The organism is Bacillus sp. RCC_6_1 (assembly GCF_041360755.1).
In the GTDB taxonomy this organism is placed as follows: domain Bacteria; phylum Bacillota; class Bacilli; order Bacillales; family Bacillaceae_G; genus Bacillus_A; species Bacillus_A cereus.
Map to the genome: position 1 here is coordinate 19,752 of NZ_JBFUPV010000002.1, position 20,801 is coordinate 40,552.

The following is a 20,801-nucleotide window of genomic DNA, read 5'->3' on the forward strand; positions in this document are numbered from 1 at the left end:
ATCTTAAAATCAAGCGTAATTATGACTATTTTTCGCCCATAGGGGGGAGACAATTGTGATTCAAACGAAACAAAAAGGCTTGCAAGAAGTTCTTAGTGCAGCCATTAAGCATGCAACTGATGAAAAAATATTGGTTAGTTTTGTAAAACAAATAGACTGGATGGATCCGCTTCTGTTTTATGCAGCAGGAAAAAGGATTGCATTGGAAAATAGATGTTATTTTGCAGATCCAGCTCAGCATGTAATATTTGCTGGAATTGGCTCTGTTTTCACTATAGCAAATTCTTCTCACAAACGCTTTCAAGCGGCTCGTGACGAGTGGAATAAAGTAAAAGAGAAAGCATTTGTACAAAGAGAAAAATATGAATTTGGAACAGGTCCTCTTTTATTTGGTGGATTTTCATTTGACCAAGAAAAAGAGAAAACGGACTTATGGAAAGAATTCGATGATACGACATTTTCACTACCAGCATTTTTATTAACTGTAAAAAATGAAAAAGCATGGTTAACAATGAATACATTCGTTTCAGCAACAGATTGTGCAGAAACTCTTTATAACGAAATGATTTCTTTAGAAGAGAAAATTTTTGGGGAGAGTAAATGTGCGCTAAACGGATCGAAATTAACTGTTATTTCTAAAGTAGAAGTGGATCCGAAAGGCTGGATGAAAGCCATTGAGAAAGTGCAAGATGAGATGAAGCAGGGTAACGTGCAGAAGGTTGTATTAGCGAGGGAGCTAAAAGTAGAAGTGGATCATCATATTGATTCTGCTCTTGTTTTAGAAGCACTTCGCATTGGGCAACCGGATTGTTACGTATTTTCTTTTGATTATAAAGGAGCATGCTTCTTAGGAGCGACGCCAGAGAGGTTAATTCGCAAAGAAGATAAGAAGTTTACTTCGATGTGTCTTGCTGGTTCAACTGGTCATGGTCAATCTATAGAAGAAAGTAAGCGAAATAGTAATGCGCTTCTTCATGATGAAAAGAATTTAGCTGAACACGGTTATGTTGTGAACATGATCAGGTCGGTATTAAATGAGCACTGCGAATACGTTAATATTCCGGAGAGTCCAGGTCTATTAACAACGAAAAACTTAATTCATTTATATACGCCTGTAGAGGCAAAAGGCACTGCGAGTCTTTTAACGATGGTAGAAGAATTACATCCAACACCAGCTCTTGGCGGGACACCTCGTTTGGAAGCGATGAAACTGATTCGTGATGTTGAATTGTTAGACAGAGGATTATATGGTGCACCGATTGGCTGGATAGATGATGAAGGAAATGGTGAATTTGCGGTTGCACTTCGCTGCGGATTATTAAATGGCGAGAAAGCATCCTTATTTGCCGGTTGCGGGATTGTAATTGATTCAGTACCGCAACTTGAATATGAAGAGACAAGTTTGAAGTTTAGACCGATGCTTGGTGCTTTGGAGGAATTAATGAAATGAACAATCATATAGAAGCATTATCATATTATTTAGGCGCGTTCGTGGATGAACTGACGCGTCTAAATGTATGTGATGTTGTCATTAGTCCAGGCTCACGGTCAACGCCGATTGCTCTACTAATGGAACAACACGAAGGAATGAACACATATTTACATGTAGATGAAAGATCTGCAGGATTTTTTGCGCTCGGTATCGCAAAAGCGAAAAAACGTCCGGTTGCATTATTATGTACGTCAGGAACGGCAGCAGCGAACTACTATCCAGCTGTATGTGAAGCTTTCCATTCACGAGTGCCGCTTATCGTCTTAACAGCAGATAGACCGCATGAATTAAGAGATGTCGGTGCACCACAAGCGATGAATCAATTTAATTTATACGGTACGTTTGTGAAGCAATTTACAGAGATGGCACTTCCAGAAGCGAGTGAAGCGATGTACCACTACGCTCGCATGACAACGCAGCGCATGATAGCAAGTGCTTGTTTAGCGCCGCAAGGACCTGTTCATCTTAATTTTCCAGTTCGTGAACCGCTTATCCCGGACTTTTCATTAGAAAGTTTATGGGATAAAGGACGCGGGGAATATACAGGAGTAGTTCAGCAAGGGAACGTGGTGATGCCGAGTGAATATGTAGATTCTCTTGTAGGGCGCCTTTCACATATGGAAAAGGGGCTTATTATTTGTGGAGATGATAGTCATTCAGAAATCGCAACGTTTGCAACGCAACTAGCTGAAAAAACGGGATACCCAATATTAGCAGACCCACTTTCTAATATTCGTAGCGGACACCACGATAAAACGATGGTAATCGACTGTTATGATACATTTTTACGAAATGAATTGTTAAAAGAGACGTGGAAGCCGGACGTTTTAATTCGTTTTGGTGGTATGCCTGTTTCGAAAGCATTAACGCAGTTCATTAAAAAACAAACGAAAGCTGTTCATATCGTTGTTGACGAATCCGGACAATGGAGAGATCCAGCTCTTGTTGCGACAGAAGTTGTACAGGCAAGTGATATTGCATTTTGCAGTACATTAATAGAAAAAATGCCAGTTATGAAAAAGAATGATTGGTCCCAAATGTGGCAACATATAAACGAAAAAACGAAGGAAACGCTTCGTGAAATGGAAACATATGAAACTGCATTTGAAGGAAAAGTCATTACAGATATTGTACGCGTATTACCAGAAGGAGCAACGTTATTTGCGAGTAATAGTATGCCAATTCGTGATACAGATTCATTCTTCTTCACATCAGATAAAAATATTCAAGTGATGGCAAACCGCGGTGTAAATGGGATTGATGGCATCATTTCGACAGCTTTAGGAGCGAGCATGATTTGCGATCCGCTCGTATTAGTCATCGGTGACTTATCATTCTATCACGATTTAAATGGACTATTAGCTGCAAAATTACATGAATTAAATATAACGATTGTCGTTGTAAATAATGATGGTGGGGGTATTTTCTCATTCTTACCACAATATGAGAAAAAGGAACACTTCGAATCGTTATTTGGAACGCCGATTGGGCTTGACTATGAGCATGTTGTTAAAATGTACGGTGGTTCATTTAGCCGTGTAAATGGTTGGGAGCAATTCCGGGAGGAAGTACAAAAGGGAGCAACGACAGAAGGTTTACACGTTGTAGAAATTTGTACGAACCGTGATGAAAACTTAACGTTGCACCGTACGTTATGGGCAAAAACACAGGACGTAATTACTACATCATTGCAAGGTGAATCAAAATGAAAGTAACGCTGCAAGGTGTATCGTATGAATATGAAGTAGTCGGAAGCGGGGAACCACTTCTACTTCTTCATGGTTTTACGGGAAGCATGGAAACGTGGCGTTCTTTTATCTCTTCATGGAGTGGGCAGTTTCAAGTTATTGTAGTGGATCTTGTTGGACACGGAAAGACCGAGAGTCCTGAAGATGTTGCGCATTATGACATTCGAAATGTGGCATTGCAAATGAAAGAACTATTAGATTACCTTCATATTGAAAAAGCACATATACTTGGCTATTCAATGGGCGGTAGACTGGCGATTACGATGGCGTGTCTATATCCAGAATATGTACGTTCTCTTTTATTAGAAAATTGTACAGCTGGACTCAAAAGTGAAGATGAGCGAAAAGAACGCTGTGAAAAAGATGAGCGACTTGCCGATAAAATTGAGCGAGAAGGCATAGAAAGTTTTGTATCGATGTGGGAAAATATTCCGCTGTTTGAAACGCAAAAACGTTTAGCAAAAAACGTACAAGAAGCGGTGCGAAAAGAACGACTTGCTAACAATCCAAAAGGACTTGCAAATAGCTTGCGCGGCATGGGAACAGGGGCTCAGCCTTCATGGTGGGATGAGCTACACAACTTGAAAATGCCTGTTCTTTTAATGAACGGAGAGCATGATGAAAAGTTCTTTCGCATATTAAAAAACATCGAAAAATGCGTCTCTGACGCGAAATTTGTCAAAATTGATGGTGCTGGCCATGCAATTCATGTGGAACAACCGGAAAAGTTTGATACAATAGTAAAGGGATTTCTAAAAACTATGCAGTGATGCTTTTTTCAGTTAAGAATGAAGTTACACTTATAGAGGAGATCAGAAATATACAAGGAGGTAGTTGTAATGGCTATTGAATGGGTAAAAGAAGGCAATTACGAAGATATTATTTATTCAACATACAATGGTATCGCAAAAATTTCGATTAACCGTCCTGAAGTACATAACGCATTCCGTCCAAAAACGGTAATGGAGTTAATCGACGCTTTTGCACAAGCTCGTGATGATGCAAATGTTGGCGTTATCATTTTAACAGGTGAAGGTGGACGTGCATTCTGTTCTGGCGGCGACCAAAAAGTTCGTGGTCATGGTGGATATGTAGGTGACGACCAAATCCCACGTCTAAACGTATTAGACTTACAACGTCTAATTCGTGCAATTCCTAAACCAGTTATCGCAATGGTAGCAGGTTATGCAATCGGTGGAGGACACGTACTTCATATCGTATGTGACTTAACAATCGCTGCAGACAACGCTGTATTCGGACAAACAGGTCCTAAAGTAGGAAGCTTTGACGGTGGATACGGAGCTGGTTACTTAGCTCGTATGGTAGGCCACAAGAAAGCTCGCGAAATTTGGTACCTATGCCGTCAATACAGTGCTGGGGAAGCGCTTGATATGGGCTTAGTAAATACAGTAGTACCATTAGAACAACTTGAAGCAGAAACAGTACAATGGGCACAAGAAATCTTAGCAAACAGCCCAATGGCACTTCGTTTCCTAAAAGCTGCATTCAACGCAGACACAGACGGTCTAGCTGGTATTCAACAACTAGCTGGAGATGCAACGTTATTGTACTACACAACTGACGAAGCAAAAGAAGGTCGCGACGCATTCAAAGAAAAACGCAGTCCGGACTTCGGTCAATTCCCTCGTTTCCCTTGATCAAATCAAAAGCGGAGCCGACTGTTTAGCCTCGTAGGCTAAGGTTCTTTCGCACAGAAAGTGTTTTTTACTTTCTCGTGCGGAAGGTTCTTAGACGGAAGGGGCTAGGAGGCGCAGCTAGATGAAACCAAAAGCGGAAGCGGCTCGCTTAGAACAAGAGGGCGTTGGAACTCCTGACGTAGAGGCGCTTTTTGCCTCGTAGGAAGGCGTGAAACGACCGACTGTTCTAGCCGCTGTAGCTAGATGAGATCAAACCGGAAACAAAACAACTAAGAGACTTGATGTCACATCAAGTCTCTTTCTTTCATGAAAGGAGAATGTATGATGGAGACGATGCCAAATTGGTTAAAGCAACGTGCATTTTTAACACCAGATCGTACTGCAATTGAAATAGAGGAAGAGAAAGTTACTTTTATGCAGCTGCATGAAAAGGTAGTATCTGTTTGTGAACACCTCACGCATGTAGGAGTGAAGCGAGGACAAAAGGTGGCTGTTCTGATGAAAAATGGTATGGAGATGATTACAGTTATTCACGCCCTATCGTACGTAGGGGCAGTAGCTGTGCTTTTAAATACGCGTCTTTCAAGAGAAGAGCTACTTTGGCAAATGGATGATGCTGAAGTTATTTGTTTAGTGACCGATCAAGAATTTGATGCTAAAGATGTTCCTGTCTATTCATTCGCCGAAGTGATGAATGGACCAAAAGAGGAAGCCTCTATACAAGAAGAATTCTCTTTAGAAGAAGCGATGACGATTATTTATACGTCAGGGACGACAGGGAAACCGAAAGGCGTTATTTTAACATATGGAAATCACTGGGCCAGCGCGGTTGGCTCTTCGCTTAATTTAGGACTTCGTGATGATGATTGCTGGTTAGCGTGTATGCCGATGTTCCATGTTGGCGGGTTATCTCTTCTAATGAAAAATATTATGTACGGCATGCGCATTTTACTCGTTCCGAAATATGATGCTGATTTTATTCATACAGCACTTCAAACGAGAGGCGTAACGATTATTTCAGTCGTATCAAAAATGTTAACTGATTTATTAGAGAGACTTGGAGAAGAAACATATCCTTCTTCTTTACGATGTATGTTACTTGGCGGAGGACCAGCGCCAAAACCGTTACTCGAAACATGTGTAGATAAAGGAATTCCTGTGTATCAAACGTACGGTATGACAGAAACGTCTTCGCAAATTTGTACGTTGTCCGCAGATTACATGTTAACGAAAGTAGGATCAGCTGGAAAGCCACTATTTCAGTGCCAACTTCGTATTGAAAAAGACGGCGTAGTAGTGCCGCCACATGCGGAAGGTGAAATCGTAGTAAAAGGACCGAACGTAACAGGTGGTTACTTTAACCGTGAAGATGCGACGCGTGAGACTATTCAAAACGGATGGCTTCATACTGGCGACCTCGGTTATTTAGATGAAGAAGGATTTTTATACGTATTAGATCGCCGCAGTGATTTAATTATTTCTGGCGGAGAGAATATATACCCAGCTCAAATTGAAGAAGTGTTACTCTCTCATCCGATGGTAGCGGAAGCCGGTGTTGTCGGTATGTCTGACGATAAATGGGGACAAGTACCCGCTGCTTTTGTTGTGAAAAGCGGGGCGGTAACAGAAGAAGAAATTCTTCACTTTTGCGAGGGGAAATTAGCGAAATATAAAGTGCCGAAGAAAGCATGTTTCTTAGAGGAATTACCACGTAACGCTTCGAAAAAATTGTTAAGACGAGAGTTAAGAGAATTAGTGGAGGAGAAAGAAACAGTAAACAAAAACATAGACAAAAGTAGGCATATATAATAAAAAGTAATTATGAAACAATATAAACCAAAAGAATTTTCAGAAATGCTTAATGTCTCTGTTAAGACATTGCAAAGGTGGGACAATCAAGGTGTTTTAACTGCTTACCGAAACCAAAAAGGAAGATGATACTATACAGAAGAACAGTATAAGGAATATATGGGTATTCAAGAAGAAAATAAAGTAGGCAAAGTAGTTATTTACACAAGAGTATCAAATCCAGGTCAGAAAGATGATTTAGAAAATCAGGTTGAGTTTTTAAAAACATTCGCAAATGCACGAGGGATGATTGTAGATGAAGTTATCAAAGATATTGGTAGCGGATTAAACTACAAAAGAAAACAGTGGAATAACCTGATTGACAGTTGTATGGAAAGAAATATTTCGACTATCATCATTGCACACAAAGATAGATTTGTACGTTTTGGATATGAGTGGTTTGAAAAGTTTCTTCGTAAAATGGGAGTGGAAATTATGATTGTTAACAATGAAAAACTATCTCCTCAAGAAGAACTTGTGCAGGATTTAATATCTATCATTCATGTATTTAGCGGTAGAATATATGGGTTGAGAAAATACAAAAAGAAAATGTCGGAGGATGAAGATTTATGAAAAGAGCATATTTAATAGAAATCAAACCGACAACTGAACAAGTTAGTAAAATCCGTCAAACTATTGGGGTGTGTCGATATGTATATAACCTGTATATCTCTAAAAATAAAGAGGCATATGAGTCGGATGGGAAATTTCTTAGTGGCTATGACTTTTCTAAATGGTTAAACAACATTCATACAAAAGAGTGTGACCAGTGGATTAAAGAAGTGTCGAGCAAAGCGGTAAAACAAGCGATTATGAATGGAGATAAAGCTTTTAAGCGATTTTTTAAAGGTTTATCTAAGTTTCCACGATATAAAAAAAAGAAGAAGCAAGATGTGAAGTGCTACTTTCCGAAAAACAACAAAACAGATTGGACAGTAGAAAGACATAGAGTAAAAGTCCCTACAATTGGTTGGATAAGGTTAAAAGAGTATGGATATATTTCAAAAAATACAACTGTAAAAAGTGGTACAGTATATCAAAGAGCAGGAAGATACTATGTGTCTATACTCTGTGAAGTGAAAGAGGTAAAACCAAATTCAATTCTCAATGCAGTAGGTATAGGAATTGATTTGGGAATTAAAGACTTCGCTGTACGTAGCGATGGAAAAACTCACAAAAATATAAATAAAACAGTACAAGTAAAAAAGATAGAAAAACGGTTAAAACGTGAACAACGCTCTTTATCACGCAAATTTGAAAATATAAGAAAGAGAGGTGAACAACCTGTTACTAATAAAAGAGCGAATATAAACAAAAATATTCTTAGGGTGCAACAGCTACATGCTAGGCTAGCAAATATTCGATTAGCGTATGTAAAGTCTATTGTAAATGATGTGGTGAAAACCAAGCCAATGTTTATTACAGTAGAAGATTTGAATGTGAAAGGTATGATGAAGAACAAACATCTATCTAAAGCTGTAGCGCAACAATGTTTTTATGCTTTTAAAACATGGTTATCAACGAAATGTAGGGAATATGGAATTGAACTACGGCAAGTGGACAGATTCTATCCATCTTCTAAAATATGTTCATGTTGCGGTCAAAAAAAGTCGGATTTAAAGCTGTCTGACCGAGTATATACATGTGATTGTGGAAATGTAATGGATAGAGATTTAAATGCATCTATCAACCTTTTACAAGCAAAAAAATATACAATACTAACGTAAATAGATTGTATATATGTACGGTGGGCTACATCGGAATTTACGCCTGTGGAGTGTCACAGCAAACTGTAGTAGCAAGTGATTAGCGAGGCAGGGCACGTAGAAGCAGGAATACTCTAAGAATATACATTTGTCTATATTTTTAGTAGCAGATGTAGGTGGAAATAAAAAAAGCGACACTTCATATAACAGAAATGCCACTCGTAATCCCGTTTGCTGCAAGCTACGGAACGTATGAGAAGCGTGAGAGCATCGTTATTAAATTAGAGGATACGGACGGGTACATTGGATTTGGCGAAGTCGTTGCGTTCTCTGAACCGTGGTATACGGAAGAAACGGTGAAGACGGCGCTGCATGTACTGCAAGACTTTTTAATACCTGATTTATTAAAGGCTGAAATTTCTCATCCGAATGAGGTACCGGGTCTATTTCAACATATAAAAAGAAACCGAATGGCAAAGGCCGGAATTGAAGGGGCTGTTTGGGATTTATATGCGAAGTGTCAAAAGAAATCGTTAGCGACAGTGCTTGGCGGAACGAAGTCTGAAATTGAAGTCGGCGTTGTAATTGGGATCAATACGATTCCGGTTATGTTAAAACAAATCGAGAAGTACGCAGAAGAAGGATACGAGCGTTTTAAAGTGAAAATAAAGCCAGAGCATGATTACGAATTATTGAAAGAGATTCGAAAAGAGTTTCCGCATATCCCGCTAATGGCAGATGCAAATTCAGCATATACATTAGGGGATACGGAGAGGCTGAAACGACTAGATGAATTCCAATTAATGATGATTGAACAACCGTTAGCCGATTATGATTTTCTTGATCACGCGGAGTTGCAAAAGAAAATTGAAACGCCGATTTGTTTAGATGAAAGTATTCATAGTTTAGAAGATGCACGCGTTGCGATTACCCTTGGTAGCTGCCAAATTGTGAACATTAAACCAGGGCGAGTGGGCGGATTAACAGAATCGGTTCAAATCCATAATTATTGCATGGAGCACAACATACCCGTTTGGTGCGGCGGTATGGTGGAGATGGGGATTTCAAGAGCACAAAATGTTGCGCTTGCCTCATTGCCGAACTTTACGATTCCAGGCGATATATCTGCTTCTAGCAGACATTGGGAGCAGGATATTATTTCGCCGGAAGTGACGCTTAAGGGCGGAAAAGTTATGGTGCCGCAAAGTGTTGAAGCTGAGTATGAAGTAGACCGCGGAAGGTTGGCGGAGATCACGAAACAGCGAATTGTTTTGGAGCGGTAACTTGAGTCTTTAAAGTAGCGGGCGAATTTCGTTGTTAATTGTCGGTAAGTCGATATATTTCAATAATCGCTGATATAATGCGAGTTACGGTCGATATATTTGGAAAATCGCTGATATAATTTTATTTACAAAGGTTACTCTAATGGGTAACCTTTTCGTATTGTACAAATTGGATAGACTAGTTTACAATCGAGCGTATAAAAGGGGGAGTAAAATGAAGCGCATTTCAATTTTAATAGTGGATGATGAGGCAGAAATTGCTGATTTAATTGAGATACATTTAGAAAAAGAAGGGTACCACGTCGTGAAGGCAGCAGACGGGGAAGAGGCTGTTCATATTATTGAAACGCAGCCAATCGACTTAGTGGTTTTAGATATTATGATGCCGAAAATGGATGGGTATGAGGTGACGCGTCAAATTCGCGCGAAGCACCATATGCCAATCATTTTCTTAAGTGCGAAAACTTCGGACTTTGATAAGGTGACAGGTCTTGTATTAGGTGCAGATGATTATATGACGAAACCTTTTACACCGATTGAATTAGTTGCGCGTGTAAATGCACAATTACGTAGGTTTCTTACATTAAATCAGCCGAAAGTAGCGGAGAATAAATCTGCTTTAGAGATAGGCGGAGTTATTATTGATCCTGAGCGAAGAACAGTGAACGTCTATGGAGAGCAAATTGAGTTAACACCGAAAGAGTTTGATATTTTATATTTATTAGCGAGCCATCCGAAGAAAGTGTATAATGTGGAAAATATTTTTCAGCAAGTATGGGCAGATGATTATTATGAAGGCGGAAATACAGTTATGGTACATATTCGTACGTTGCGGAAAAAGCTTGGGGAAGATAAAAGAAAGGATAAATTAATAAAAACAGTGTGGGGAGTAGGTTATACTTTCAATGGCTAATATGATGAAAAGTTTTCGATTTAAAATGATTGCCTTATTTGCGTTAAGTATGGTGCTTGCAGCAACTGTAACTTATATAATTTATAAAGGATTGCAGCTGTATTATAAAACGATGGTTCGCTACGAAGAGCCTTTAGCGCAATTTAGGTCAGTGGTAAGGGAAGTTGGAGACATTAACTTCTTTTTAATTTTCTTTATTCCGTTATCTATTATCTTTTTCTTCTTTTTGACAAAACCGTATTTAAAGTATTTTAGTGAGATTTCTAACGGGATTCATCATCTTGCGAACGGTAACTTTACGAATAAAGTTCAAGTTTCATCAAACGATGAGTTTGGAGATATCGCACGTGAAATAAATGTTGCGAGTGAAAAGTTAAAAGAAGCGGTGGAAAGAGGAGACTTTGCTGAAAGTAGTAAAGACCAGCTCGTTGTGAATTTAGCTCATGATCTAAGGACACCATTAACATCCGTGTTAGGGTATTTAGATTTAATTCTTAAAGATGAGAATTTAACAAAAGAACAAATTAAACATTTTTCCACGATTGCATATACGAAATCGCAAAGGCTCGAAAGTTTAATCGATGAGTTATTTGAAATTACACGTATGAATTATGGCATGCTAAAGCTGGATAAAAAGCCGATTGATATAAGTGAACTACTTATACAGTTAGATGAGGAATTGTATCCTTTATTAGAGAAACATCATTTACAAGCTAGGTTGAATATTGATCCTCATTTGCCAATTAACGGTGATGGAAAATTGTTAGCTAGAGTATTTGAAAACTTGTTAACAAATGCCGTTCGATACGGATATGATGGGCAATTTGTTGATCTGAATGGGTATATCGATAATGGAGAAGTTGTCGTACAAGTTATGAATTATGGAGACAGCATTCCAGAAGAAGATTTACCGTATCTTTTTGATATGTTTTATACAGGTGATAAGGCAAGATCAGAGCAGCAAGGTGGTACAGGCCTTGGGCTATTTATTGCGAAAAATATTGTTGAGCAGCATGACGGGACGATTTCTGCTGAAAGTAATGTAGTTAGAACAATATTTGAAGTGCGATTGCCAAAAGAAGAGAACTTAACAATTTAATAAAAATTTAAACTTTACCCCACTTTTTATTTTAATAGTTTTTTCTATTCTATACGTAAGTTACGTTAAGGAGGAACTAGAAATGAAAAAGTGGGTATTTATTTCTTTTTTTATAGCATGCACAGTATGTGTAGGCTTTTATATATCACCGTTATTTCAAAAGGAAATCGATGTTAAAATTGTCGGAAAAGATGAGCTAGTAAAGGCGGCAAATACCGAGAGGAAAGAGATTACGAAGGAACAAATTTATAAGGGTGATTTATTATTAGTTAATAGGGATTATCCAGTAAAAAAAGATAGTATTAGGTCTGATATTATAAATGTAAATCATAATAGTGAATTAGTAAGAGGCTACGTAATATTTGATAGAAATCTTTGTTTATCAAAGTATGTTGTAAAAAAGTTTTTGAACGTTGTCGATGCGGCTGGAAAAGATGGCGTACAGCATTTCTTAATGAGTAGTGGGTATCGAGATTTTAAAGAACAAAGTAAATTATATAAAGAAATGGGATCTGATTACGCGCTTCCAGCAGGATATAGTGAACATAATTTAGGATTATCACTAGACGTTGGATCAACGCAAAAGAAGATGGAGAAAGCGCCTGAAGGAAAATGGATCGAAGAGAACGTATGGAAGCATGGCTTTGTATTACGTTATCCGAAAAATAAAAGTAACATTACTGGAATTCAATATGAGCCATGGCATATCCGTTATGTTGGCCTACCTCATAGCGCAATTATGCAAAAAAAGAATTTCACACTAGAGGAATATTTAGAGTTTTTAAAAGAGGAAAAAGAGGTTTCAACTGAAGTAGAAGGTAAGAAATATACTGTTTCTTATTATAAAGTTTCTGAGAATACGAAAGTGAACGTTCCAGCAAACAAGCAGTATGAAATTTCCGGGAACAATATGGATGGGGTTATTGTGACGGTTCAGGAATAGAGAAGAAGGCTGTGCCATTTGGGACAGCCTTTTCTTATATAAGAAAGGAATTGACGTTTCTTGTCGGTAAATCGATATTCCTTGTCGAATCGTTGATATATTATAAGTTATGATAGATATAATTGAAAAATCGTTGATATATTGTAAGTTATGATAGATATATTCAAAAAATCGTTGATATAATTTCCTATACTATTACCATTTTGGAGGAGCATCTTTTTATTCACTTTCAAACATTATAACGTTATATTTACTTCTCCCTTTTTTTGTGTTACGCTAAACGTGTGAAAGACATATAAAATGAAACTTTAATGTAAGCGTATTCTTATGGCTTCTTATAGAAAAGGGTGGAAGTACAATGACAGAACGATTCGTACTACGTAATGTAAAACGTGTGAACGGGGAAGAGATTGACATTGTAATTGAAAATAATAAAATCGCACAGGTGACGAAAGCTGGTGCTGGCGAGGGTGGAAAGGTTCTTGATTACTCTGGTACTTACGTATCGAGTGGTTGGATTGATTTACATGTTCATGCTTTTCCGGAGTTTGATCCGTATGGCGATGAGGTGGATGAAATTGGCGTTAAGCAAGGGGTAACGACAATTGTTGATGCGGGTAGCTGCGGTACTGATCGTATTGCAGATTTAGTAAAAAGTAGAGAGCAGGCAAAAACGAATTTATTTGCCTTTTTAAATATTTCTCGTATCGGTTTGAAACGAATCGATGAATTATCCAATATGGAATGGATAGATAAAGAGAAAGTAATAGAAGCAGTAGAAAAGTATAAAGATGTAATCGTTGGGTTAAAGGCGAGAATGAGTAAAAGTGTCGTTTGTGATAGCGGAATTGAACCGCTTCATGTTGCACGCTCTTTATCTCGTGAAACATCATTACCAATTATGGTACATATCGGTTCAGCGCCTCCTCGCATTGAGGAAGTTGTACCTCTTTTAGAAAAAGATGATGTCATTACACATTACTTAAACGGGAAAGAAAATAATTTATTCGATGAAGAAGGCAAACCGCTACCTGTATTACTAGATGCAGTGAATCGTGGTGTTCATTTAGATGTTGGTCACGGTAATGCTAGTTTTTCTTTTAAAGTAGCAGAGGCGGCGAAGCATCACGGTATTGCTTTTAATACAATTAGTACAGATATTTACCGGAAGAATCGTATACACGGTCCCGTGTATAGTATGGCTCACGTTCTTTCGAAATTCCTTTACTTAGGTTATCCGCTAGAAGAAGTAATTGACGCGGTTACGAAAAATGCAGCAGAGTGGCTGAAAAAACCAGAGCTTGGCCGCATTCAAGAAGGAGATATTGCAAACTTAACTTTATTTACAGTGAAAGATGAGAAGGTTACGTTAATTGATTCAGAAGGGGATCAGCGCATTGCTGAAAGAAGGATTGATACGAAAGGGGTTGTAATCAATGGGTCATTCATTGAATGCTAAGTACGGATTAAAAAGAGTAATTAATGCGAGCGGTAGAATGAGTATTTTAGGTGTATCCGCTCCTACAGATACAGTTATGGATGCGATGAAACATGGTGGACAAAATTATGTGGAAATTGCTGATTTAGTAGATAAAGCGGGAGACCATATTGCGAGAATTCTAGATTCAGAGGCAGCGGTCGTTGTGAACTCAGCATCGAGTGGCATTGCGCTTTCTATCGCTGGTATCGTGACGGAAGGAAATCGCCGTAAAAGTGAAAGACTTCATCAAGAAGTAATCGCGAAAAACGAAGTAATTATGTTAAAAGGTCATAACGTTCAATACGGTGCTCCAGTTGAAACGATGATTTATTTAGGCGGCGGTAAGCTTGTTGAAGTGGGTTACGCAAATGAAGGGAAAGCAGAGCATATTGAAGATGCAATTGGTGAAAATACAGCAGCGATTCTGTATGTGAAATCACATCATGCAGTGCAAAAAAATATGATTTCTGTTGAAGAAGCATGGGAAGTAGCGCAGCGAAATAACGTACCACTTATCGTTGATGCGGCAGCTGAAGAAGACATTCAAAAATATGTGAAGTATTCAGACCTTGCCATTTATAGTGGTTCAAAGGCAATTGAAGGACCTACTTCTGGTATTGTTGGCGGTAAACGAAAATATATCGAATGGCTGAAAGTGCAATTACATTGCATCGGAAGAAGTATGAAAGTTGGGAAAGAAACAACTTTCGGCTTACTTCAAGCGCTTGATGAGTACGGCGTAAAAGAAGATAAAAGTGAGCAAGAAAAAGAATTGCTACAAGTACTTATGCCGCTAAAAGAATTAAAAGGTGTAAATGTAACGATCGTTCAAGATGAAGCTGGAAGAGCAATCTTTAGAGCACGTATTCATATTAGCGAAAAAGAGTTAAATAAATCGGCAAAAGACGTTGTGACAGCATTACGCGAAGGGGAAATCGCAATCTATACACGTGATTACGGAGTAAGACAAGGATTCTTTGATATTGATCCACGTCCACTTCAAGGTGATGACATACATGTAATTGAAGAAAAATTGAGAGAAATTGTAGGGGGAAACTAAAATGACAAATATTCAAAAACGTTTTTATAAAGGCCGCGTAGCATTAAATGTATTAGCGAACAATACCCGAAATGCGAAAGATATTTTTGAAGCAGCAGAAGGGTATGTAGTAGTGGGGGTATTATCAAAAGACTACCCAACAGTAGAAGAAGCCGTTACAGCGATGAAAGCATACGGAAAAGAAATTGATGACGCTGTATCAATCGGACTAGGAGCAGGAGATAATCGCCAAGCGGCAGTTGTAGCTGAGATTGCGAAGCATTATCCTGGCAGCCATATTAACCAAGTGTTCCCTTCAGTTGGAGCGACACGTGCAAATCTTGGCGAAAAAGATAGCTGGATTAATAGTTTAGTATCCCCAACAGGAAAAGTGGGTTACGTAAATATTTCTACTGGTCCAATTAGCGCAGCTGGAGAAGAAAAAGCAATCGTTCCAATTAAAACAGCAATTGCACTTGTACGTGATATGGGCGGAAATTCATTGAAATACTTCCCAATGAAAGGTTTAGCTCATGAGGAAGAATATCGCGCAGTTGCGAAGGCTTGTGCAGAAGAAGGATTTGCATTAGAGCCAACAGGCGGAATTGATAAAGAAAACTTCGAAACAATTGTACGTATTGCGCTTGAAGCAAACGTAGAGCAAGTTATCCCGCACGTGTACTCTTCTATTATTGATAAAGAAACTGGTAACACGAAAGTAGAAGATGTTCGTGAATTATTAGCAGTCGTGAAGAAGCTAGTTGATCAATATGCGTAAGAAAATTGCAGCGTTTGGCGAAGTAATGATGCGCATGCAAGTACCTGGATATGAATTGTTGTCGCAAGCTAACACGTTAAATTACTCATTTTCAGGTACAGGTGTGAACGTTGCAGCGGCACTTTCTCACTTAGGGCATGAAGGGCTTCTTATTTCAACTTTACCGGAAAATTCGGTTGGAGAGGCAGCTGTATCTTACATTCAAAAGTTAGGGATTCAAACTTCTCTTGTTTCAAGAGGCGGTAAATATGTAGGTATGTATTTTTTAGAAAATGGATTCGGTGCACGTGCAAGCCGCGTTACGTATTCGAATCGACTAGAAAGTAGCTTCAATACGGCGTCTGAAGAGATGTACCAATTTGAAGAAATTGCTAAGGAAATTGATATCGTTCATTTTTGCGGTATTACACTTGCGATGAATGATACGGTGCGCCATCATATGAAGTCTTTAGCGAGAGCAGTTAAAGAAAACGGAGGAACCGTCGTTTTTGATTGTAATTATCGTCCATCACTTTGGGGAGAAGACGGATATGAACAGGCAAAACCGCATTATGAAGAAATGCTGGGACTTGCTGATATCGTTATGATGAACGAAAAAGATGCAATGTTCGTTCTTGGAATGAAAACAGAAGAGACAGAGCGAGAGGCGCAACTTGTTGATCTTATTCCAAAGGTTGCTGAAACATATCATATCGCTACAATCGCTGGTACACATCGCTCTATTAATAGTGATAATACACACTCGCTACGCGGGTTTATATGTAAAGATGGTGCGTTCACTTTTGCAAAAACACTTGCGTTTTCTGTATATGATAGAATAGGTGCTGGAGATGCTTATACGAGCGGGATTATTCATGGCGAGATAGAAGAGTTTGCACCAGAGAAAGCTGTTTCATTTGCGTCAGCAGCTGGAATGCTTGCACATACAATCGTCGGTGATACGCCCATGTCATCAGAGAAGGATATACTTCGGGCAATGACGGCATCAGTAGGTGATGTAGAAAGGTAGTGGGTGTAACGGTGAACGTAACGAGGAAAAAAGGACCATTATATTTACAAATAAAAAATATTATTCGTGATCGAATATTGCATGGTGTATATGCGATTCATACGAATATTCCTTCTGAACCGCAGTTAGAAGAAGAGTTCAAAGTGAGCAAAATTACAGTGCGTAATGCAATTAAAGAACTCGCTCAAGAAGGATATTTAGAAAAGAAAAGCGGTAAAGGAACGAAAGTTATCCGTAATACTTCTGCGACAAAGTTGTCAAAAGGTAAGAAATTTACAGAAGTGTTAGTGGAAGAAGGATATAAAGTACAAAAGAAATTGCTAAAAGCAGAAATCGTTCATAATGAAGAAGGAACGGTGCCATTTCGATTATTCGGCAAGGAGAGTTTTCGTATTGAACGTTTATATACGTTAAATGATGCACCTTACATTCATTATACGCACTATTTCTCAGCAGGAATGGCAAGTACAGATTTATCGGACTTTGACTTGCAATCGCTTTATGATTTAGTTGAAGACCGAGGCATTCACTTAGAAAACTTCAGAGATGAATTCGCTGTTGGACTCGCGCCTAGTTTCGTTGCAGAAGCGCTAGGTGAAAAAGAGGGGACAGCGCTATTAAAACGTATGCGTTATTCTTACGATGAAGTTGGCGAAGTAATTGAATATAGCGAAGGCTACTACAATACAGAGATGCAGCATTATGTAGTGAATTATGACGTATAAAAAAGAGGGGATGTTCCCTCTTTTTTTATAAAGTAAAACTTTAATTAGTGGAGGAGGGCATCATCCACTAATTATTAGCTCACACCAATCGGGATAAAAATAAGGGGAATGAGAGATGGATATATACTTATTAATCGTCACGTTACTTGCGATCACAATTGTTATTTTAGGGGTATCATGGTGGAAATGGCATGCATTTATTAGTTTAACAGTTGCGAGTTTATTTTTAGCTATTATGTCTGGACTGAACTTAACGAAAATAGTGGCTGCCTATGAAACTGGTGTTGGTAGTGTACTAGGGCATTTAGTTGGTATTTTAGCACTTGGAACAATTTTAGGAAAAATGATGTCCGATTCAGGGGCAGGCATGCAAGTTGCAGATTTCTTTATTCGATTTTTCGGCGTAAAAAAATTACCTTGGGCTATGTTATTTGCAGGGTTTGTTATAGGGATTCCCGTATTTTTTGAAGTGGGGATTGTCATTTTATTACCACTCGTTATTTCAATTCGAAAAACGACGAAGCAAAATATATTATTAATTGCGTTACCTGTCATTGCAGGATTATCTATTGTTCACGGGCTCGTACCACCACATCCAGGGGCGATGACAGCAATCGGTATTTATAACGCGAACTTAGGAAAGGTACTTTTATATTCATTAATTATCGCGTTACCAACAGCCATTATCGCAGGCCCAATATTTGCAAAGTGGGTACATAAGAGGGTTATACCTGAAAATGAACCGGAGCTTGTTCGAGTTACGACAGTATCAACTGATTTGCCAAGTCGTAAAGTTTCATTCTTTATTATTTTATTACCAGTTGTATTGATGATTTTATCAGTAGTTGCACCATATATTTCATTACCGAAAAAATTGACTGAATTTTTTGTGTTTATAGGGAGTCCAGTAATCGCCTTACTTATTTCATGTTTCGCAGCATTTTATTTACTTGGTATCAAACAAGGTATTAATAAAAAGATGATTAAAAAATTAACAGATGAAAGTTTATTGCCTGTCGGTTCTATTATTTTAATAATTGGTGCAGGCGGTGGATTTAAACAAATATTAATTGAAAGTGGCGTTGGAACGGCGATTGCGCAAATGGCAGAACATATTTCGTTATCACCAATTGTATTAGCTTTCATGGTAGCTGGATTAATTCGAATTGCAACAGGTTCAGCTACAGTAGCATTAACGACAGCAGCAGGGATTGTTTCACCAGTTATTCAGCACATGTCTGGTGTGAATTTAGAGTTGCTAGTTATTGCAACCGGTGCAGGATCATTAATGTTTTCTCACGTAAATGATGCAGGGTTCTGGCTTGTAAAAGAGTATTTAGGTTTGACGGTGAAGGAAACATTTAAAACGTGGACGGTACTCGAGACATTGTTATCATTTATTGCATTTGGTTTTGCTCTTTTGTTGAATATGTTTCTTTAGGGAGAAAAGCCCATTTTAATTAATAAAACCCACAGGAGAAATTCAATTTCTCTGTGGGTTTTGCTATTTTTTAATCGTAGTTACTTACAAATATACAGGGCAAGGTGCTTTTTATATCTTTTTTCTATTGTCCTATTATTTAATAGAACGGACATACTGATTTTCTCCATCGTCTTTGACAAAGACTCCTAGCTCATTCAAATCTTTGCGTAAATGCTTCTTTTTTTTCGAGTTTCCTTCTCGAAGGGCATTTCGTCTTTCATACAAAATAGTATTTATGCTTTTATTAAATCGCTCATCCTCTAATTTCCATAAGCTATACTCATGTTTATAAGGATCTTGTTCCACCCAGGGGAAGCCGTGCATTAAGAAAGTATCTTTAATTTTGCTTGGGGTAATGTCAGATGTTTCACGTAACCATTCTCGGTCTTCTTGATCAATGATAACCACTTGACGCTTATCTACAAAAACGGCTTTTACATTTGATCTGGTGATTTGTTTCTTTTGATCGTCCTTATTCACGTGAATGCTTTCCGAAGTAATGTTCATTTTTAAAGCTTCACTATAAATAATTAAAGAAAATAAAATTCCTGCAATAACACCAATTAGCATGAGGATAATAGGAAGCCAGAAGGGATTAATAAAATTTAAAAGTTCTATAATTTTTGAATCAGAAAAGAGAGGAATCTTTTTTATAATCTCTATTAATTTAGGTGAAAAATATCCAATAACGCCTAAAAGGATTGGACTTACTATAGCAAGTAACTTTTCTAAAAAACCTAATCCAATGACAGATGCCTTTTTCATGTGTAGTTCATCCTTTCTTATATATATTTTTTAACCAGGGCATGTTTTAAATAGTGAGTTTTTTCACCATTTTTATGAGCTCATCTGAGTAATTTTCTATGGATATAGATGAATTTGCCTTCAACATTCTTTCTTCGATTGCTCCTAAAATAAATGAAGCTAATGTGTCGGTTTGAAAAGAGTTAGAAAACACACCATTTTGTTGTCCAGTCTTCAAAATATCTAATAACATCGTTCTAAGAGCATCCTCTTCGTCGTCTTCGATTCTGTAATAAGGAATGTTCTCTTCATTTCTTGCATTAAAGACAATCTCAATTAAGGCAATATTATTTTTGTAATGAGTTTCTTGATAAGCCAAGTGTGCTTCAATAAAAGCCTCTAGTTTATTTATTTCAGATTGAGCTAATAGTACTCGATTACTAATAAATTCATGTTGTTTGGCAACTAAAAATTGTAATGTACGGTTCATAAGGTAAAGCTTATCATTAAAATGATAAGAAATAAGTCCGGTACTAATCTTAGCCTTTTTTGCCACCTTCGTTAAGCTCAAGTTGTTATATCCAACCTCTTCTAATGTATCAATACATGCAAGAATAATTTGTTCACGCCTAGCCTCTGCAATAAAAGAATCAGTCACGCTATTCAACTCCTGATTTATATAATTTGAATGTATAATCAAAAAATTGATTGATCGTTCAATTAAATATTAGTAAGAAATTATTAGTATGTCAAATGTTTTATACCTACATCTTGATAAGGCTCATTTTCTGAAACAAGCCCGTTTTTAGGTAAGCCAAGCTTCCTATTCGCCCTGAAAACATAATATAAATGG

18 protein-coding genes and 1 pseudogene are annotated in these 20,801 nt (G+C 37.9%); 17 read left to right on the top strand and 2 right to left on the bottom strand.

Annotation, left to right across the window (positions count from 1 at the left end):
* The first annotated feature begins 55 nt into the window (after positions 1-55).
* From AB6801_RS06140 to gntP, 17 genes and pseudogenes are all read left to right on the top strand, one after another.
* Positions 56-1,450 (top strand): isochorismate synthase, encoded by a 1,395-nt coding sequence (locus AB6801_RS06140; protein WP_097999322.1) that lies wholly within the window; start codon positions 56-58, stop codon positions 1,448-1,450.
* Entirely contained in the window at positions 1,447-3,201 is a 1,755-nt protein-coding gene (gene menD / locus AB6801_RS06145) for a 2-succinyl-5-enolpyruvyl-6-hydroxy-3-cyclohexene-1-carboxylic-acid synthase (protein WP_001059220.1), read from the top strand. Before AB6801_RS06140 ends, menD begins: the two co-directional genes overlap by 4 nt.
* Entirely contained in the window at positions 3,198-4,010 is an 813-nt protein-coding gene (menH, locus tag AB6801_RS06150; RefSeq protein WP_000869215.1) for a 2-succinyl-6-hydroxy-2,4-cyclohexadiene-1-carboxylate synthase, read from the top strand. Before menD ends, menH begins: the two co-directional genes overlap by 4 nt.
* Positions 4,011-4,079: 69 nt before the next feature.
* Positions 4,080-4,898: a 1,4-dihydroxy-2-naphthoyl-CoA synthase gene (gene menB / locus AB6801_RS06155; RefSeq protein ID WP_000963884.1), complete on the top strand. Its 819-nt coding sequence runs from the start codon at positions 4,080-4,082 to the stop codon at positions 4,896-4,898.
* A 324-nt stretch (positions 4,899-5,222) separates the two neighbouring features.
* On the top strand, positions 5,223-6,707 hold the full coding sequence (locus tag AB6801_RS06160) for an o-succinylbenzoate--CoA ligase (RefSeq protein ID WP_065702968.1): 1,485 nt from the start codon (positions 5,223-5,225) through the stop codon (positions 6,705-6,707).
* A gap of 12 nt (positions 6,708-6,719) precedes the next feature.
* A pseudogene (locus AB6801_RS06165) lies at positions 6,720-7,319 on the top strand (IS607 family transposase).
* Positions 7,316-8,473 carry an RNA-guided endonuclease InsQ/TnpB family protein gene (locus tag AB6801_RS06170; RefSeq protein ID WP_000817282.1) on the top strand — a complete coding sequence of 386 codons (1,158 nt, stop codon included), beginning with the start codon at positions 7,316-7,318 and terminating at the stop codon, positions 8,471-8,473. Before AB6801_RS06165 ends, AB6801_RS06170 begins: the two are co-directional and overlap by 4 nt.
* 155 nt (positions 8,474-8,628) lie before the next feature.
* Positions 8,629-9,735, top strand: coding sequence for an o-succinylbenzoate synthase (gene menC, locus AB6801_RS06175; protein ID WP_065702970.1), 1,107 nt, complete (start codon positions 8,629-8,631; stop codon positions 9,733-9,735).
* A 214-nt stretch (positions 9,736-9,949) separates the two neighbouring features.
* Positions 9,950-10,648 carry a response regulator transcription factor gene (locus AB6801_RS06180; RefSeq protein WP_000822516.1) on the top strand — a complete coding sequence of 233 codons (699 nt, stop codon included), beginning with the start codon at positions 9,950-9,952 and terminating at the stop codon, positions 10,646-10,648.
* The gene (locus AB6801_RS06185; protein ID WP_087948464.1) at positions 10,641-11,747 is read left to right on the top strand and encodes a sensor histidine kinase; all 1,107 of its coding nucleotides are present in this window, start codon (positions 10,641-10,643) and stop codon (positions 11,745-11,747) included. Before AB6801_RS06180 ends, AB6801_RS06185 begins: the two co-directional genes overlap by 8 nt.
* 82 nt (positions 11,748-11,829) lie before the next feature.
* Complete coding sequence (locus tag AB6801_RS06190) at positions 11,830-12,690, top strand: M15 family metallopeptidase (protein WP_065702974.1); 861 nt, start codon at positions 11,830-11,832, stop codon at positions 12,688-12,690.
* A 358-nt stretch (positions 12,691-13,048) separates the two neighbouring features.
* Positions 13,049-14,149, top strand: a complete 1,101-nt coding sequence (locus AB6801_RS06195) for an amidohydrolase/deacetylase family metallohydrolase (RefSeq protein ID WP_087948465.1) — start codon at positions 13,049-13,051, stop codon at positions 14,147-14,149.
* Positions 14,127-15,230 carry a DgaE family pyridoxal phosphate-dependent ammonia lyase gene (locus AB6801_RS06200; protein ID WP_000510107.1) on the top strand — a complete coding sequence of 368 codons (1,104 nt, stop codon included), beginning with the start codon at positions 14,127-14,129 and terminating at the stop codon, positions 15,228-15,230. The genes AB6801_RS06195 and AB6801_RS06200 overlap by 23 nt, the downstream gene beginning before the upstream one ends.
* 1 nt (position 15,231) lies before the next feature.
* A complete protein-coding gene (gene dagF / locus AB6801_RS06205) occupies positions 15,232-15,987 on the top strand; it encodes a 2-dehydro-3-deoxy-phosphogluconate aldolase (RefSeq protein WP_000181937.1) in 756 nt (251 codons plus the stop codon).
* On the top strand, positions 15,980-16,996 hold the full coding sequence (locus AB6801_RS06210) for a sugar kinase (RefSeq protein WP_001227523.1): 1,017 nt from the start codon (positions 15,980-15,982) through the stop codon (positions 16,994-16,996). The genes dagF and AB6801_RS06210 overlap by 8 nt, the downstream gene beginning before the upstream one ends.
* Positions 16,996-17,721, top strand: coding sequence for a GntR family transcriptional regulator (locus tag AB6801_RS06215; protein WP_000539261.1), 726 nt, complete (start codon positions 16,996-16,998; stop codon positions 17,719-17,721). Before AB6801_RS06210 ends, AB6801_RS06215 begins: the two co-directional genes overlap by 1 nt.
* 115 nt (positions 17,722-17,836) lie before the next feature.
* The gene (gene gntP / locus AB6801_RS06220; RefSeq protein ID WP_000356187.1) at positions 17,837-19,162 is read left to right on the top strand and encodes a gluconate permease GntP; all 1,326 of its coding nucleotides are present in this window, start codon (positions 17,837-17,839) and stop codon (positions 19,160-19,162) included.
* A 135-nt stretch (positions 19,163-19,297) separates the two neighbouring features.
* Here the strand turns inward: gntP and AB6801_RS06225 are convergent, their stop codons facing one another.
* Both AB6801_RS06225 and AB6801_RS06230 read right to left on the bottom strand, forming a co-directional pair.
* Complete coding sequence (locus AB6801_RS06225) at positions 19,298-19,969, bottom strand: YqeB family protein (protein WP_087948466.1); 672 nt, start codon at positions 19,967-19,969, stop codon at positions 19,298-19,300.
* 46 nt (positions 19,970-20,015) lie between these two features.
* Positions 20,016-20,606: a TetR/AcrR family transcriptional regulator gene (locus AB6801_RS06230; protein ID WP_000132246.1), complete on the bottom strand. Its 591-nt coding sequence runs from the start codon at positions 20,604-20,606 to the stop codon at positions 20,016-20,018.
* Positions 20,607-20,801: the final 195 nt, after the last annotated feature.